This is a genomic window from Streptomyces sp. NPDC007971 (assembly GCF_042958635.1).
Lineage (GTDB): Bacteria > Actinomycetota > Actinomycetes > Streptomycetales > Streptomycetaceae > Streptomyces.
Genome location: NZ_JBIBJK010000012.1, coordinates 143884 through 159348, shown reverse-complemented (window position 1 = coordinate 159348; position 15465 = coordinate 143884). Strand labels below are relative to the sequence as shown.

The following is a 15465-nucleotide window of genomic DNA, read 5'->3' as shown; positions in this document are numbered from 1 at the left end:
GAGCCTGACGGAAGCTCGGCCGGAAGCCTGACGGGAACCTGGCCGGAAGGCCGGCGGAAGCTCAGCGGGGAACTGACGGGAAGTCGGCCGGGAGCTGGCGGGTGCTTGCCGGAGCTCGGCCGCGTCGCCGAGGGGGGCTTGGCGAGAATCCGCTGAATGCTGGCAATCACGCCACTTCTCCGAGATCCCTCGCTCCCCTAGCGTCCCCCCGTGACCAAGTTCCTCCTCGCCGTCCACGTCCTCGCCGCGATCGTCGCCATCGGGCCCGTCACCGTCGCCGCCAGCATGTTCCCGCCCGCGGCCCGCCGGGCCCTGGCCGCACCCGACGACGCCCGGGCCACGGAGACGCTCCAGCTGCTGCACCGGATCTGCCGGGTCTACGCCGTCGTCGGCGTCGTCGTCCCGGCCTTCGGGTTCGCCACCGCGAGCACCATGGGCGTACTCGGCAGCGCCTGGCTGATCGCGTCCATCGCGCTCACGGCACTCGCCGCCCTCGTACTCGCCGCGCTGGTGCTGCCGGCCCAGACCGCTCTCGTGGAGGGCGGCGGCACACGCGAGAAGACCATGCGGCTGGCCATGGTCACGGGGGTGTTCAACCTGCTGTGGGCGGCCGTCACGATCCTGATGATCGTCCGGCCGGGATCGACGACCGGAGCCTGAGCCCGAGCCCGTTCCGCCGACGGCCCCGCCCTTCACGCGGTGACGGCAGCCCACCTGCTTCCCGCGCCCTACGGCCCAGCCCCCTACGGCCCCGACCCGACGACAGGCCGACCCGGCGACCCGGCGACCCGGCGCCCTACAGCTCCGCCTGTCCCGCGCCCTTCAGCGCGCCCAGGTCGAAGACGTCGCCCATCCTGGCGAAACCCAGGTCGCTGGGGTGCAGATGGTCGCCGGAGTCGAAGTCGGGACGCAGACGGCGGGGGTCGTAGGGGTCCTTGAGAGCCCTGTCGAAGTCCACCACCGCGTCGAACACCCGCCCGGCCCGAATCTCCGCGTTCACCTGCTGCCGCACCGACTCCCGGGCCGGAGTCCAGCCACGGTGGCCCTTGAACGGCATGAGGGTCGCACCGACCACCGTCAGGCCACGGGCGTGGGCCTGACGGACCAGGGTGCGCAGACCCTCCACGATCCGGTCCGGATCGGCGAGCCTCGGATTGCGCAGGATGTCGTTGACACCCAGGTCGATCACGACGGCCCTGACGCCGGTCCGGGAGAGCACGTCCCGGCCGAAACGGCCGAGGCCGCTCTGGTTCTCCGCCGGCCGGCCCAGACCGTCCGCGAGAACCTGGTTGCCGCTGATGCCCTCGTTGACGACGCCGTAACGGGGCAGCCGCTCGCCGTTCTCGACGGCCGAACGTAGACGGCCCGCGAGCACATCGGTCCAGCGGCGGTTGGCACCCACGGTGGACGTGATGCCGTCCGTGATGGAGTCGCCGAAGACGACCACCGTGCCGGTCGCCTCGTTGCTCAGCACGTCCAGGGCCGTCACATAGCGCCAGTACGGCGTCTGCTCGGTGTACGGGGCACCCGTCGCGTCCTCGGTGCGGTCGCCCTCGGCGACGTACGAGACCTGCCGGGCGTGCGGGTGGTACGTGACCGGGCCGGACGGAGTGGGCGAATAGGTCGTGACCAGGACGTCCGACTGATGCGGGATGGTCAGGCGCACGGCATCGCTGAGCACTTGGCCGCCCGCCGGTATGACCACACCGGTGCCGCCGTTGAAGGTGAGGCGCCGCATCGTTTCTGCGTCGGCAGCGGCCGTACCGTCACCCACCGACAGAGCCAACGACGCATGCGTGATGGTCAACGGCGACTGACCGTAGAGATTCGACAGCGTGATCCGGGCACTCGTACCGCCCGTGCTCGCGTGCACGACGTTGCGCACGGACCGGCCGGCCATGCCACCCGCCTCGGTACCCGGCTCACCGCCCACCGGCGCCGTGGACCACGCACCGACCCACGCACCCGTCGACGCCGGAGCCACAGACGACTCCCGGTGCGGCCGGTCACCACCCGCCGCGGTACGCACCCTGCCGTCACCCGCGGCCACCGTCACGTAGATGACGGCGGACAGCACCACCACCAGCGCGACCAGCGCACTCAGTACCCCACGGTGCTTCGCGGGGGCTCCGGGCACAAGCTGCTCCGCAGCCGGCGCACCCCCCTCATGACGCTCGGCCACGCTTGAGTCGATCTCCTCGGGAAACGGGAGCCCGAGGCTCCGATCAGGTGAGTTCATGATGCGTCACGGGCTCCGCCGACCTGACAGGGCCCTGCCCAAACCCCCACCCACACAGACGCCGGGAACTCCTGACCCGTTCCGGGAGTCGGTCAGGAAGGGACAATTGTGTGCGGGATCACCGAACGGGTGGAGCTGATGGAACGTACGGAGACCGAAACACCGAACCGGACGACCACGTACCGGACCATGACCGCCTTCACCCCCGCCGACGAGGAACGCCGACGCGGGGTACGCCGCATGAAGCTCACAGCAACCGGACTGCTGCTCTTCGTGGCCGTCGTCTACGTACTGGCCAAATGGGGCTCCCAAGCCGGCGCAGGCACCTGGACCGGATACGTCGCCGCCGCCGCCGAAGCCGGCATGGTCGGCGCACTCGCCGACTGGTTCGCCGTCACCGCCCTCTTCCGGCACCCCCTCGGCCTGCCCATCCCCCACACCGCCATCATCCCGACCAAGAAGGACCAGCTCGGCGTCTCACTCGGCGAATTCGTCGGCGAGAACTTCCTCTCCCAGGACGTCGTACGACAACGACTGCGCGCCGTCGGCATCGGCAGCCGCCTCGGCACCTGGCTCGCCGAACCCGCACACGCCGACCGCGTCACCACAGAACTCGCCACCGCACTCCAAGGCGCCCTCACCGTACTGCGCGACTCCGACGTACAAGCCGTCGTCACAGAAGCCGTCACCCGCCGCGCCAACGCACAGGAGATCGCACCCGGCATCGGCAAAATGCTCGAGAAAATCGTCGCCGACGGCGGACACGGACGCGTCGTCGACCTCGTCGTCACCCGCGCACACGACTGGCTCGTACTCCACCGCGACGACGTCATGATCGCCGTCGAAGGCGGCGCACCCGGCTGGACCCCCCGCTTCGTCGACAAAAAAGTCGGCGAACGCGTCTACAAAGAACTCCTGCGCTTCGCCACCGAAATGCGCGACATGCCCTCCCACCCCGCACGCGGCGCCCTCGACCGCTTCCTCACCGACTTCGCCTCCGACCTCCAGTCCGACACCGACACCCGCACCCGCGTCGAACGGCTCAAAGCCGAAGTCCTCGGCCGCGCAGAAGTACAGGACCTCATCGCATCCGCCTGGACCGCCGTCCGCTCCATGCTCGTCGCGGCAGCCGACGACGAACGCAGCGAACTCAGAATGCGCGTACGAGCCGCCCTGCTCTCCCTCGGCACCCGCATGGCGAACGAACCCAAGGTGCAGGACAAGGTCGACAGCTGGGTCGAAGGCATCGCCGTCCACATCGTGACCACCTACCGCAAGGAGATCACCTCCCTGATCACCGACACCGTCGCCGGCTGGGACGCCGAACACACCACCCGCAAGATCGAAGCCCACATCGGCCGCGACCTGCAGTTCATCCGCATCAACGGCACCGTCGTCGGCTCCCTCGCCGGCCTGCTCATCTACATCGTCACCCAAACACTCGGCGCCTGAATCCACCCCGCACGGGCACTCGGCACCCATGCCCGACGAGGAACAAAGCCCCGAGCGGCGAAGAAGCGGAGCCCCGAGCGACGAGGAGCCGAACGCATGAGCACAGCCCAGGCCGCCACCGGCCGGACCATCACCACCGACATCCCCGCCCGCCTCGACCGCCTGCCCTGGTCCCGCTGGCACTGGACCGTCGTGATCGGACTCGGCACCGTATGGATCCTGGACGGACTCGAAGTCACCGTCGTCGGCAACATCGCAGGCCGCCTGTCCGAGCCGGACAGCGGCCTGGCGATCTCCTCCGCCCAGATCACCGGCACCGCGGCCGCACTGTACGTCGCCGGCGCCTGCTCGGGCGCCCTGTTCTGGGGCCGGCTGACCGACCGGTTCGGCCGCAAGAAGCTCTTCATGATCACCCTGGTGGTCTACCTCGCCGCAACCGCACTGACCGCGGTCTCCTTCGCACCCTGGTGGTTCTTCCTCTTCCGCTTCCTCACCGGCTTCGGCATCGGCGGCGAATACGCGGCCATCAACTCCGCCATCGACGAACTCATCCCCGCCGAATACCGCGGACGCGTCGACCTCATCATCAACGGCAGCTTCTGGCTCGGCGCCGTCGGCGGCTCCCTGCTCTCCATCCTCGCCCTCAACACCGACCTGCTCCCCGCCGACATCGGCTGGCGCCTCACCTTCGCCCTCGGCGCCGTCCTCGCCCTCGTCATCCTCCTCGTACGACGACACGTCCCCGAAAGCCCACGCTGGCTGCTCATCCACGGCCGGGAACAGGAAGCCGAGGAGATCGTCTCCGACATCGAACGGAAGATCGAAGCAGAGAACGACGAGCCCCTCACCGCGCCACAGGGGCGACTGGAGATCCACCAGCGCACCAGCATCACGTTCCGCGAGATCGCCCGCACCGTCTTCGGCCAGTACCGCAAACGCGCCGTACTCGGCTTCTCCCTCTTCATCGGCCAGGCATTCCTGTACAACGCCATCACCTTCGGCTTCGGCGCCATCCTCACCCGGTTCTTCGACGTCCCCACCGACCACACCGGCTACTACTTCGCCGTCATCGCCATCGGCAACTTCTGCGGCCCCCTGCTCCTCGGCAAACTCTTCGACACCGTCGGCCGCCGCATCATGATCTCCACCACCTACCTCCTCTCCGGCCTCCTCCTCTTCGGCACCGCCTGGCTCTTCGGCCGCGGCACCCTCGACGCCACCACCCTCACCGCCTGCTGGTGCGCCGTCCTCTTCTTCGCCTCCGCCGGCGCCTCCAGCGCCTACCTCACCGTCTCCGAGATCTTCCCCATGGAGACCCGCGCCATGGCCATCGCCTTCTTCTACGCCCTCGGCACCGCCGCCGGCGGCATCAGCGGCCCCCTCCTCTTCGCCGACCTCACCAGCACCGGCAACGTCAGCGACACCGTCCTCGCCTTCCAGATCGGCGCGGCCCTCATGTGCGCCGCAGGCCTCGTCGCCGCCTTCCTCGCGGTCAACGCCGAACGCCGCTCCCTGGAGGACATCGCCCGCCCGCTCACCGCAACGGCGGCCGGCAAGGCGTGAGGACCGGGACACCCGGGGCCCGAACCCGCCAGGGATACTGAACCCCATGACCCGCCTGATCCTCGCCACCCGCAACGCCGGAAAGATCACCGAGCTGAGGGCCATCCTCGCCGAAGCCGGACTCCCCCACGAACTCGTCGGCGCGGAGGCCTTCCCCGAGATCCCCGACATCAAGGAAACCGGCGTCACCTTCGCCGAGAACGCCCTCCTCAAGGCCCACGCCCTCGCCCGGGCCACGGGCCTCCCGGCGGTCGCCGACGACTCCGGCCTCTGCGTCGACGTCCTGAACGGCGCCCCCGGCATCTTCTCCGCCCGCTGGGCAGGCCGCCACGGCGACGACAAGGCCAACCTGGACCTCCTCCTCGCCCAGCTCTCCGACATCGCGGAGGAACACCGCGGCGCCCACTTCGCCTGCGCGGCCGCGCTCGCCCTCCCGGACGGCACGGAACGCGTGGTCGAGGGACAGCTGCGGGGCACCCTGCGGCACACCCCCACCGGCACGAACGGCTTCGGCTACGACCCGGTCCTCCAGCCGGACGGCGAGAAGCGGACGTGCGCCGAGCTGAGCCCCGAGGAGAAGAACGCGATCAGCCACCGGGGGAAGGCGTTCCGAGCACTGGTGCCGGTGGTTCGGGAGCTGTTGGGCTGAGACGCAGGAGAGGGGCCACCCTGCCAGGTAGCCCCTCTGAACGTGCGGCCGGTGGGACTCGAACCCACACGGGTGTTAACCCACTGGGACCTAAACCCAGCATGACTGCCAAATTCCATCACGGCCGCTCAAAAACGGTCATCGCATCTGACCGGAGACGTTCAGTGTACGGGGGAACAGGTCACCCTGCGAGAGCCCTCCCCTTTTGGCGGCACCACGTCTCCGTCAGGGCATGGCAGTTGGGACACAGGTACCGCAGGTTCTCGCGACGGTTGTCGCGCCAGTCTCCGTTGATGTGGTCGATCTGCAACGTGATGGGCTGCCGCAGCCATTCACCGGTGTTGCCGCATTTTTCACATGCGTACGGCACTCCGATCTCGGCCAAGGCGCGATGAAGCCGCGTCCTGTTGGCTCGGCCTACATGGTCGGGCAGGACAACCAGTACGCGGTGAGCGGTGGGTTCGGGCGCCGGGCGCTCCGGCCGTCCCCAGCTACGGCGCCTGAAGTGGCTCGTGTCGAGGCCGAGGCGGGCTGCCGCACGCCGAACGCTTCGATGATTGGTGTCGTTCACGTCCAGACCGAGCCCGCGCACCACGTCGGCGTAGCTCACGGAGTCCCGTACGAGATCTCGCAGCCTCCCCTCCGGAATCGGAATCCGCCGGTGAGAGAAATGCCCCACGTCGATGCCCCGTGCGTGAAGCATCCGGCCAAGCGTCGCACGTGAGCGGCTGTCGTCCGGCACACCCAGGGTACGAGCCACTCCGCGCATGCTGGTCGCTGCCGCCGCGGCTTCCCTCAGTTCCTCGGTCGTGAAGGGCAGATCCAACTCGGCTCGATCCATACCGGGAAAGTGACTGATGTCGATGCCGATCGCATCGATGCGTCGCCGGAGGTGCGAGAGAGTTCCGGTGGCAGGGGTAGCACCCAGTTTCAGCGCCACTTCGCGCATTGACGATGCCGAGGCCGCTGCCTCGGCGATGGCAGCATCCGGGTACTTGCGCCACGGGCTGCGCTTCACGAAGTGACTGGTATCCAGGGCGTGTCCGGCGACCTTCTCCTGAAGTACGCGCCGCCGGCCACCACTCGCCTCAAGGCCGAGCCGTCGCATCAGGCCTGCCCAGTTGCGGGCTTCGGGGATGACCGAGGCCAGCCGTTCCCTGCTGTACGGATCCGTCGGATCCTGCTGCACCATCCCATGCTCACGCGTGGTCTCCTGCCGCAGTTCCGATGTCCGCCTCGTACTCATGCAGCCCTCCCGTTGCGTTCACCCGTTCGCGACCTCGTACGAACTAACGAACCGCTCATCGGACAGTCACGCCCGGAATGCGAAACGGCCCGCACCAGGTCATCCCGGTGCGGGCCGTCGGTGGCGGGGAGGGGGCTTCTCAGATCCCCAGGTCCTTGATGATCTTGGCTACGTGGCCGGTGGCGCGGACGTTGTAGAGGGCCCGTTCGACCTTGCCCTCTTCGTCGACGATCACCGTGGAGCGGATGACGCCCATGTACGTCTTGCCGTAGTTCTTCTTCTCGCCGAAGGCGCCGTAGGCGTCGAGGGCCTTCTTGTCGGGGTCGGCGAGGAGGGTGACCTCCAGGGACTCCTGGTCGCGGAACTTGGCCAGTTTCTCGGGCTTGTCGGGGGAGATGCCGATGACGTCGTAGCCGGCCTGGGCCAGGACCTGCAGGTTGTCCGTGAAGTCGCAGGCCTGCTTGGTGCAGCCGGGGGTCAGGGCCGCGGGGTAGAAGTAGACGATGACCTTGCGGCCCTTGTGGTCCGACAAGGACACCTCGTTGCCGTCGGCGTCGGGGAGGGTGAAGGCGGGGGCCACGTCCCCGGGCTGGAGTCGCTCGCTCATCGGTCCAGCGTAACGGGGGGCGTTGCGGCGCGGTGGGGCATGGAGCTGACAGACTGTCCGGGACAGCATCAGGAGACTTCGGAGGCCGTACGGTGGCGGACACGTCGGACACCAGAACCCCGGCGCAGATCGAGGCGGACATCAAGCGTCGTCGTGAAGTGCTGGCCGAGACGCTCGACGAGATCGGGGTGCGGGTGCATCCGAAGACGATCGTCGGGGATGCGAAGGCCAAGGCCGTCGCCCATGTCGATCACACGGTGGGGCGGGCTTATGTCCAGGTCAACCGGGTGGTGAGCGAGGTGCGGGCGCAGTTCGTGGATGAGGACGGCGCCCCGCGTCTGGAGCGGATCGTGCCGGTGGCGCTGGTGACGGTCGGGATCGTGGGGCTGCTTGCCGTGGGTTCGCGGCGGCGTAGGGGCTGACGCGGGACGGTGTCGCTGGGACGAGCTGCGGTCCGGAGTCGTACGGGCCGGTGCGAGGCAGGTAGGTTCGTGGCGTGAGCGCCAAGAGAAGTGAGCAGAGCAACCCACAGCACGACAAGCTGCCCATTCGGATGCTGCATGACCGGGTGCTGGTCAAGCAGGAGACGGGTGAGGGCGAGCGGCGGTCGGGCGGCGGCATCCTGATTCCCGCGACGGCGGCGGTCGGGCGGCGGCTGGCCTGGGCGGAGGTCGTTGCGGTCGGCCAGAACGTGCGGACGGTGGAGCCGGGCGACCGTGTCCTGTACGACCCGGAGGACCGGGCCGAGGTCGAGGTGCGGGGCGTGGCGTATGTGCTCATGCGGGAGCGGGATCTGCACGCCGTGGCAGCGGACCGTTTCGAGGGGTCGGAGGACTCTACGGGTCTGTATCTGTGATTCATGGGTCTTGATCTGTGAATCACGGGTTCTTGCCTGTGATTCGTTGGCCGAAGGGGGCCGGTGACTGTTGTCACCGGCCCCCTTTTGCGTTTCTTTGCTATGTTCGGAGGAGCCCGACGAGACGCGCCGTACCGGGATGCAGGCAAGGACGACGCACCGAAGAGGAGTCGTCCGTTCGTCTCGGAGGTGTTGGTCGTGGCCTGGGTGTTGCTGGTGGTCGCCGGCCTGCTGGAAGTGGGCTGGTCGATCGGGATGAAGTACACCGATGGGTTCACCCGGCTCGTGCCCAGTGTGTTCACGGGTGCCGGGATCGTCGCGAGCATGGTGTTGCTGTCGTATGCCGCCAGGTCCTTGCCGATCGGTACGGCGTACGGCGTGTGGGTGGGGATCGGTGCGGCGGGGGCGGCGGTGCTCGGCATGGTGGTGCTGGGTGAGCCGGTCACCGCCGCCCGGGTGTTCTTCGTGTGTCTGCTGCTGGTCGCCGTGGTGGGGCTGAAGGCGACCGGCGGGCACTGACGGCCGGTCGCCTTCAGCCGGTCACTGTGGCTGTCCTGCGACTGCGCCGCCGTCGGTGGTGCCGACGTCGGTGCCGCCGTCGGTGGTGGCGCCGCCGTCGGTGCCTCCGGGTGCGCCGCCGCCGGTGGTGGTCGGGTCGCCGCCCGTGGTGCCGCCGTCGGTGGTGGTGCCTCCGTCGGTGGTGCCGCCGCCGTCGGGGCCTCCGGGTGTGCCGCCGCCGGTGGGGGTGCCGCCGTCGGTGGGGGTGCCGGTGGTGTTGCCGCCGTCGGTCGTGCCGCTGGTCGGGGTGCCGCCCTGGGACGGGGTGCCGGTGGTGCCGCCGTTGTTCTGGTTTCCGGTGGTGCCGGGGGTGGACGGGGCCTGCGAGGCGGGTGCCTGGACGTCGGCGCCCTGCTGGAGTTCGAGGTCGAAGTCGCTGACCGGCTTGCCCTTGAGTGCGTTGCGGGTGAACTGGGCCCAGATCTGGGTGGGTGCGCCGCCGCCGTTGATGCGGGGCAGGCCCATCGCGCCGTAGAGCGATTTGTGGCCGGCGGTGACGGGGTCCTGGCCCATGACGGAGACGACGGTGGCGAGGTCGGGGGTGTAGCCCGCGAACCAGGCTGCGGTGTCCTCCTCGGCGGTGCCGGTCTTGCCCGCGGCGGGGCGGCCGGCGGCCTGGGCCGCGGTGGCGGTGCCGCTGTCGACCACGCTCTGCAGGATGGAGGTGGTGGTGTCGGCGGCCTCGCGGCTGACGGCCTGCTTGACCGGCTGGTCGGGCAGCTTGATCTCTTCGGTGTTGTCCTTGGTGACCTTCTCGATCATGGTGTAGCCGGCCTGCTTGCCGTGGTTGGCGAGGGTGGCGTAGGCCTCGGCCATGTCGAGGACGCTGGCGGTGGCGGTGCCGAGGGCGATGGACGGGTAGGGCTGGAGGTCCTTGGTGTCGGAGGGGATGCCGAGGTCGACGGCGGTCTGCTTGACCTTGGTGGGGCCGACGTCGACGGCCATCTGGGCGTAGACGGCGTTGACCGACAGGTCCGTGGCCTTGCGGACGGTGATGTCGCCGTAGGACTTGGAGTCCTCGTTCTCGGGGGCGTAGGCGCCGCCGCTCCAGCCCTGTACGGGGCGCTTGTTGGTGCCGTCGTAGTAGGTGTTGGGGCTGATGGGCTGGCCGTCCTGGGTGGCCGAGCCGTTCTGGACCGCGGAGGTGAACACGAAGGGCTTGAAGGTGGAGCCGACCTGGAAGTCACCGCGGGTGGCGCCGTTGGTGTACTGCTTCACGTAGTCGATGCCGCCGTACAGGGCGACGACCTTGCCGGTCTTGGGGTCGACGGAGGCTCCGCCGGCGCGGACGCTCTTGTCGACCTTGTTGTTCTTCTTGTCCAGCTTGGACATCAGCTGGTCGTTGACGGCCTTGACGAAGGCGTTCTGCTTGTTCTTCTGGAAGGTCGTGGTGATGCGGTAGCCGCCTGCGGCGAGCTGGTCGGGGTCGATGATGTTGTTGGTGATCAGGTAGTGCTTGACCGCTTCGACGAGGTAGCCGCGCTGGCCGGACAGGCCGGTGGAGACGGTCTGCTGCTTGGGCATGGGGAACTTCATGCCGGTGCGCTTGGCCTCGCTGAGCCAGCCCTTGGTGACCATGCCGTCCAGGACGTAGTTCCAGCGGGCGAGGGCCGCGGCCTTGTTCTCGGGGTGGGCGACGACGTCGTACTCGCTCGGCGCGTTGACGAGGGCGGCCAGGTAGGCGGCGCGGGCCGGGTCGAGGGAGGTGGCGTCCATGCCGTAGTAGGCCTGGGCCGCGGCCTGGATGCCGTAGGCGTTGCGGCCGAAGTAGCTGGTGTTGAGGTAGCCCTCGAGGATCTGGTCCTTGGTCTTGTTCCGGTCCAGCTTGATGGAGATGAAGAACTCTTTGGCCTTGCGGGTGACGGTCTGTTCCTGGGCCAGGTAGTAGTTCTTGACGTACTGCTGGGTGATGGTGGAGCCGGACTGCTTGCCCTTGCCGGTGGCGGTGTTCCAGCCGGCGCGGATCATGGCCTTGGGGTCGACGGCGGACTCGGTGTAGAAGTCGCGGTCCTCGGCGGCCAGGACGGCGTGCTGGGCGTCCTTGGAGATCTGGGCGAGGGTGACGTTCTCGCGGTTGATCTGGCCGTCGCGGGCGAGCTGGGAGCCGTCGGCGTAGAGGTAGACGTTGCCCTGCATGGTGGCGAGGGCGTTGGCCGGCGGGATCTTCACGAGGGAGTAGCCGAGGAAGAAGAGGCCGACGATCAGCAGGACGCCGGTCACGAAGGTGCCGAGCACCATGCGCCAGGTGGGGATGATCCGCCGCCATCCGGTGCGCTTGGGCCGCTTGGGCTTCTTGCCGCCGTTGCTGTTGTTCGCGTTGCCGCCGTTGCCCGCGTTGCCGTTGCCGTCCTGGCCGGAGGCCGCGAGGGCGGTGGTTTCGCCGGCGGGGCCGTTGGGGGTGCGGGGGGTGGAGGCGGGGCCGGGGGTGCGGGTGGGTGCACCGGCCTGAGCTGCCTTGACGGCGGCGCCGGCCGTGGCTGCCTTGGCCGCACCGGCTGTGGCACCCGCCTGGGCGGCGCCTGCCGCGGCGCCCGCTGCGGCGGTCCGGGCCGACCCGGTGGCTCCGGGGGCCTTGACGCGGCGGAGGACCTGGGTGGTCTCGGGTGCGGAGGTGCCCTTGGCCGTCTGCGGGGCGGCGGTCGTCCTGTCGGCGCCTGACGCGGCCTGGGCCGCGGCGCCGGCTTCCGCGGCGGGCTTGATGCGCCGCAGGACCTGGGTGCTCTCGGCGGGGTTCTGCTGCTGGGACTCGTGCGGCTTCGCGGCGCCGCGGGTGTCCCCGGGCTTGTCGGGGGTCCGGGGTGCGCCGGAGGGCTGCTCCGACGGGCCCTGCGGCTTCCCGGAGGCCTCGGAGCCGCCGGGCCGCTGGGGGGCCGTGGAGTCCTGGGGCTTTCCGGACGGCGGGGGCGCGGGCGTGCTCTTCGGGCTCTGCGAGCTCTGCGCGCCCTGCGTGTTCTCGGATGCCTTGGCCGCCGGGGATGCCTCGCCCGTGCGGCCTTGCGTGTCGGTCGTCCGGCCCGCGCGGCCGACCTGGGCGGCGAGTGCCGCGCGGCGTGCCCGTGCCGCCTGCACCGAACCGGTGCCCGCGGACGTCCGGTCCGCGGCGGCCTTGTCCGTCCGGTCCGTCGCGTCCGGCTGTTCCTGGGCAGCCCGGGCCGGCCGGGCGGCCGGACCCTGCTGGTCCCGGCCCTCCTGGCTCCGGTTCTGCCGGCCCGGCCCGTCCTGGCTCCGGCCGTCCCGGGTTTCGGGCGCGCGGCCCTGGCCCTGGCGCTCCTGGCCCTGGCGCTCCTGGCCCTGGCTCCGGCCGGGCCGCTCCTGGGCGGCCCGCTCGGCAGCCGCGCCGGGGCGGGTGTCCGGCCCGGGGGACGGGTTCTCGCGTTCCCGGCTGCGGGCACCCCCCTCTGCGGGGCGGCCCCCCTGTTGCCCGGGCCCTTCAGCCGGCAGCGGCTTCTTCGGCGCGCCGCCCTCGTTCTGCTGCGGCTGCGGCTCGTCGCTCATGTCGTGCACGGACTCCTGTTTCGCGTCGTACGTTCCGGTACGCCTCGTACGCCTTCTGCGCCCCCTGTTTGAAGACTCTCGCACCTGGCGTTCCGTTCCCGGATTCCGGCACGGTTCCGGCACGGATAATGCGTGGCCGGCCACCGGGCCTGAGGACTAGGCTCCTGCGCTTCGGTGTCGAGCAGTCCAGGGAGGTCGACTGGCGTGGGCGCGGGACGGTTGTACGGAGCCGTCGCGGCGGGGGGATTCAGACGGTACGCGACGTATCGGGCCGCGACTGCGGCAGGGGTGTTCACGAACACGGCCTTCGGGTTGATTCTCGTGTACACCTACCGCGCGCTGTGGGACGTGAAGCCGCACCTCGGGGGGTACGACCAGGCGCAGGTCGTGACGTATGTGTGGCTGGGCCAGGCGTTCTTGTCGACGCTCGCGATCGGGGGCGGAGGCGTCGAGAACGAGTTGATGGAACGCATCCGTACGGGGGATGTCGCGATCGATCTGTACCGGCCTGCCGATCTTCAGCTGTGGTGGCTGGCCGCCGATCTGGGCCGGGCGTTCTTCCAGCTGCTGGGCCGGGGGCTGGTTCCGTTCGCCTTCGGTGCGCTGTGTTTTCCGGTCTATCTGCCCACGGACGCGGGCACCTGGGTGGCGTTCCTCGTCGCGGTGGTGCTGGCGATGGTGGTCAGCTTCGGGATCCGTTTCCTGGTGGCGCTGAGCACGTTCTGGCTGCTGGACGGGACGGGTGTGGGGCAGATGGCGTGGCTGGCGGGGTTCTTCTGCAGCGGGATGCTGATGCCGCTGAACGTGTTCCCGGGGGTGCTCGGGGAGGTCGTACGGGTCCTGCCGTGGTCGTCGCTGCTGCAGGCGCCGGCGGACATTCTGCTGGGGCATGCCGATCCGCTGGGGACCTATCTGTTCCAGGGGGCGTGGGCGGTGGCGCTGCTGGGCGTGGGCCGGCTGGTGCAGTCGGTGGCGACGCGGCGGGTGGTGGTCCAGGGTGGGTGAGGGCAGCCGGCTGGTGGCGGGTGTGCGGACGTACCGGATGATCGCGGCGATGTGGGTGCGGTCCACGATGGCCTACCGGGCGTCGTTCGTGATGACCACGCTCGGGAGCTTCGCGACGACGTTCTTCGATTTCGTCGCGATCATGCTGATGTTCTCGCGGGTGGATGCGCTGGGTGGGTATGCGCTGCCCGAGACGGCGTTCCTGTACGGGTTGTCGGCCGTGTCGTTCGGGCTGGCCGACCTGGTGATCGGGTCGATGGAGCGGCTGGGGCAGCGGGTGCGGGACGGCACGCTGGACACGCTGCTGGTGCGGCCGGCGCCGGTGCTGGCGCAGGTGGCGGCGGACCGGTTCGCGCTCAGGCGGCTGGGCCGGGTGTTGCAGGGGCTGCTGGTGCTGGGGTGGTCGCTGTCGCGGGTGGAGATCGACTGGACGGCGGCGAAGCTGCTGCTGATGCCGGTGATGGTGGTGAGCGGGTTCGGGATCTTCTGCTCGGTGTTCGTGGCGGGGGCGGCGTTCCAGTTCCTGGCGCAGGACGCGTCGGAGGTGCAGAACGCGTTCACGTACGGCGGGACGACGCTGTTGCAGTATCCGCCGACGGTGTTCGCGAAGGAGCTGGTGCGCGGGGTGACGTTCGTGCTGCCGCTGGCCTTCGTGAACTGGGTGCCCGCGGCGTATGTGCTGGGGCGGCCGTATCCGCTGGGCCTGCCGGGCTGGGTCGCGTTCTGCTCGCCGCTGGTGGCGGTGGGGTGCTGTGCGCTGGCCGCTCTGGCGTGGCGGGCGGGGCTTCGTTCGTATCGGAGTACAGGGAGCTAGCGCTGTGGCGGACAGTGACTTCATCGCACTGGAGAAGGTCGAGAAGGTCTTCGAGGTGCGCAGGAAGGCCGGGTTCCTGAAGCGGGAGCGGCGGCTGGTGCGGGCGGTGGACTCGATCTCGTTCACCGTGGCGCGTGGCGAGATGGTCGGTTACATCGGTCCGAACGGGGCCGGGAAGTCGACGACGATCAAGATGCTGACCGGGATCCTGACGCCGAGCGCGGGCCGGGTGCGGGTGGCGGGGATCGATCCGTCGCGGGAGCGGACGCGGCTGGCGCATCGTATCGGTGTGGTGTTCGGGCAGCGGACGACGTTGTGGTGGGATCTGCCGCTGATCGACTCCTACCGGCTGGCGCACCGGATGTACCGGATCCCGGACGGCCGGTACCGGGAGAACCTGGAGCGGTGTGTCGAGCTTCTGGAACTGGGCGATCTGCTGGATGTGCCGGTGCGGCAGCTGTCCTTGGGGCAGCGGATGCGCGGGGACATCGCGGCGGCGCTGCTGCACGATCCGGAGGTGCTGTATCTGGACGAGCCGACGATCGGTCTGGATGTGGTGTCGAAGGCGAAGGTGCGGGGTTTTCTGAAGGAGTTGAACGCGGGGCGGGCGACGACGGTGCTGCTGACGACGCACGATCTGCAGGACATCGAGCAGTTGTGCTCGCGGGTGATGGTGATCGACCACGGGCGGCTGATGTACGACGGGGCGCTGGCGGGGCTGCAGGAGGCGGCGGACGGGGAGCGGACGCTGGTGGTGGATCTGGAGCGGGAGTTGCCGCCGATCGAGGTGGCGTCGTGCCGGGTGGTGCGGGTGGAGGGACCGCGGCAATGGCTGGCGTTTGCGGCGGGGCAGTCGGCGGCGCCGTTGGTGGCGGCGATCGCGGCCGAGTATCCGCTGGTGGACCTGTCGGTGCGGGAGCCGGACATCGAGGCCGTCATCGCGAAGATGTACGCCGAGAGGGCTCTCTCGTAGGCTTTCCG

Annotated in this window: 14 protein-coding genes, 1 tRNA gene and 1 riboswitch; of the genes, 10 read left to right on the top strand and 5 right to left on the bottom strand. The window is 69.6% G+C overall.

Translation table 11 applies throughout. The annotated features are described in order from the left end of the window. Window positions 1–210: 210 nt before the first annotated feature. Entirely contained in the window at window positions 211–660 is a 450-nt protein-coding gene (locus ACFZCP_RS25605) for a hypothetical protein (protein ID WP_391430339.1), read from the top strand. 136 nt (window positions 661–796) lie between these two features. Here ACFZCP_RS25605 and ACFZCP_RS25600 read toward each other — a convergent pair whose 3' ends face one another. Next, on the bottom strand, window positions 797–2182 hold the full coding sequence (locus ACFZCP_RS25600; protein WP_391430336.1) for a GDSL-type esterase/lipase family protein: 1386 nt from the start codon (window positions 2180–2182) through the stop codon (window positions 797–799). Between the two features lie 195 nt (window positions 2183–2377). On the opposite strand from ACFZCP_RS25600, the gene ACFZCP_RS25595 reads away from it, so the two are divergent. From ACFZCP_RS25595 to rdgB, 3 genes are all read left to right on the top strand, one after another. Beyond that, the gene (locus tag ACFZCP_RS25595; protein ID WP_391430333.1) at window positions 2378–3691 is read left to right on the top strand and encodes a DUF445 family protein; all 1314 of its coding nucleotides are present in this window, start codon (window positions 2378–2380) and stop codon (window positions 3689–3691) included. Between the two features lie 96 nt (window positions 3692–3787). Beyond that, the gene (locus ACFZCP_RS25590) at window positions 3788–5254 is read left to right on the top strand and encodes an MFS transporter (RefSeq protein ID WP_391430330.1); all 1467 of its coding nucleotides are present in this window, start codon (window positions 3788–3790) and stop codon (window positions 5252–5254) included. 46 nt (window positions 5255–5300) lie between these two features. Further along, on the top strand, window positions 5301–5903 hold the full coding sequence (gene rdgB / locus ACFZCP_RS25585) for an RdgB/HAM1 family non-canonical purine NTP pyrophosphatase (protein WP_391430327.1): 603 nt from the start codon (window positions 5301–5303) through the stop codon (window positions 5901–5903). 43 nt (window positions 5904–5946) lie between these two features. Here the strand turns inward: rdgB and ACFZCP_RS25580 are convergent. From ACFZCP_RS25580 to bcp, 3 genes are all read right to left on the bottom strand, one after another. Then, a tRNA-Leu gene (locus ACFZCP_RS25580) sits at window positions 5947–6031 on the bottom strand. 53 nt (window positions 6032–6084) lie between these two features. Next, window positions 6085–7095: an HNH endonuclease gene (locus tag ACFZCP_RS25575; protein WP_391430324.1), complete on the bottom strand. Its 1011-nt coding sequence runs from the start codon at window positions 7093–7095 to the stop codon at window positions 6085–6087. Window positions 7096–7288: 193 nt separating this feature from the next. Further along, a complete protein-coding gene (bcp, locus tag ACFZCP_RS25570; RefSeq protein ID WP_391430319.1) occupies window positions 7289–7756 on the bottom strand; it encodes a thioredoxin-dependent thiol peroxidase in 468 nt (155 codons plus the stop codon). A gap of 92 nt (window positions 7757–7848) precedes the next feature. Between bcp and ACFZCP_RS25565 the strand changes: the two genes are divergently transcribed. The 3 genes from ACFZCP_RS25565 (at window position 7849) to ACFZCP_RS25555 (ending at window position 9131) form a co-directional block, all read left to right on the top strand. Then, entirely contained in the window at window positions 7849–8178 is a 330-nt protein-coding gene (locus tag ACFZCP_RS25565) for a DUF3618 domain-containing protein (RefSeq protein ID WP_391430315.1), read from the top strand. A gap of 74 nt (window positions 8179–8252) precedes the next feature. Then, window positions 8253–8612 (top strand): co-chaperone GroES, encoded by a 360-nt coding sequence (locus ACFZCP_RS25560; protein WP_362693356.1) that lies wholly within the window; start codon window positions 8253–8255, stop codon window positions 8610–8612. 89 nt (window positions 8613–8701) lie between these two features. Beyond that, window positions 8702–8773, top strand: a riboswitch (guanidine-III (ykkC-III) riboswitch). 37 nt (window positions 8774–8810) lie between these two features. Next, complete coding sequence (locus ACFZCP_RS25555) at window positions 8811–9131, top strand: SMR family transporter (RefSeq protein WP_362693353.1); 321 nt, start codon at window positions 8811–8813, stop codon at window positions 9129–9131. Window positions 9132–9152: 21 nt separating this feature from the next. Here the strand turns inward: ACFZCP_RS25555 and ACFZCP_RS25550 are convergent, their stop codons facing one another. Then, window positions 9153–11870, bottom strand: coding sequence for a transglycosylase domain-containing protein (locus tag ACFZCP_RS25550; protein WP_391430827.1), 2718 nt, complete (start codon window positions 11868–11870; stop codon window positions 9153–9155). Between the two features lie 999 nt (window positions 11871–12869). Between ACFZCP_RS25550 and ACFZCP_RS25545 the strand changes: the two genes are divergently transcribed. The 3 genes from ACFZCP_RS25545 to ACFZCP_RS25535 are packed head-to-tail and all read left to right on the top strand — an operon-like array spanning window position 12870 to window position 15457. Further along, complete coding sequence (locus ACFZCP_RS25545; protein WP_391430310.1) at window positions 12870–13670, top strand: ABC-2 family transporter protein; 801 nt, start codon at window positions 12870–12872, stop codon at window positions 13668–13670. Between the two features lie 37 nt (window positions 13671–13707). Next, window positions 13708–14484, top strand: a complete 777-nt coding sequence (locus ACFZCP_RS25540) for an ABC-2 family transporter protein (RefSeq protein ID WP_391430824.1) — start codon at window positions 13708–13710, stop codon at window positions 14482–14484. Between the two features lie 4 nt (window positions 14485–14488). After that, window positions 14489–15457: an ATP-binding cassette domain-containing protein gene (locus ACFZCP_RS25535; protein ID WP_362693668.1), complete on the top strand. Its 969-nt coding sequence runs from the start codon at window positions 14489–14491 to the stop codon at window positions 15455–15457. Window positions 15458–15465: the final 8 nt, after the last annotated feature.

Bases quoted from the DNA above. Each gene is read 5' to 3' on its own strand.
- ACFZCP_RS25595 (WP_391430333.1), top strand. From the start codon at position 2,378: ATGGAACGTACGGAGACCGAAACACCGAACCGGACGACCACGTACCGG.
- ACFZCP_RS25590 (WP_391430330.1), top strand. From the start codon at position 3,788: ATGAGCACAGCCCAGGCCGCCACCGGCCGGACCATCACCACCGACATC.
- rdgB (WP_391430327.1), top strand. From the start codon at position 5,301: ATGACCCGCCTGATCCTCGCCACCCGCAACGCCGGAAAGATCACCGAG.
- ACFZCP_RS25575 (WP_391430324.1), bottom strand. From the start codon at position 7,095: ATGGTGCAGCAGGATCCGACGGATCCGTACAGCAGGGAACGGCTGGCC.
- bcp (WP_391430319.1), bottom strand. From the start codon at position 7,756: ATGAGCGAGCGACTCCAGCCCGGGGACGTGGCCCCCGCCTTCACCCTC.
- ACFZCP_RS25540 (WP_391430824.1), top strand. From the start codon at position 13,708: ATGATCGCGGCGATGTGGGTGCGGTCCACGATGGCCTACCGGGCGTCG.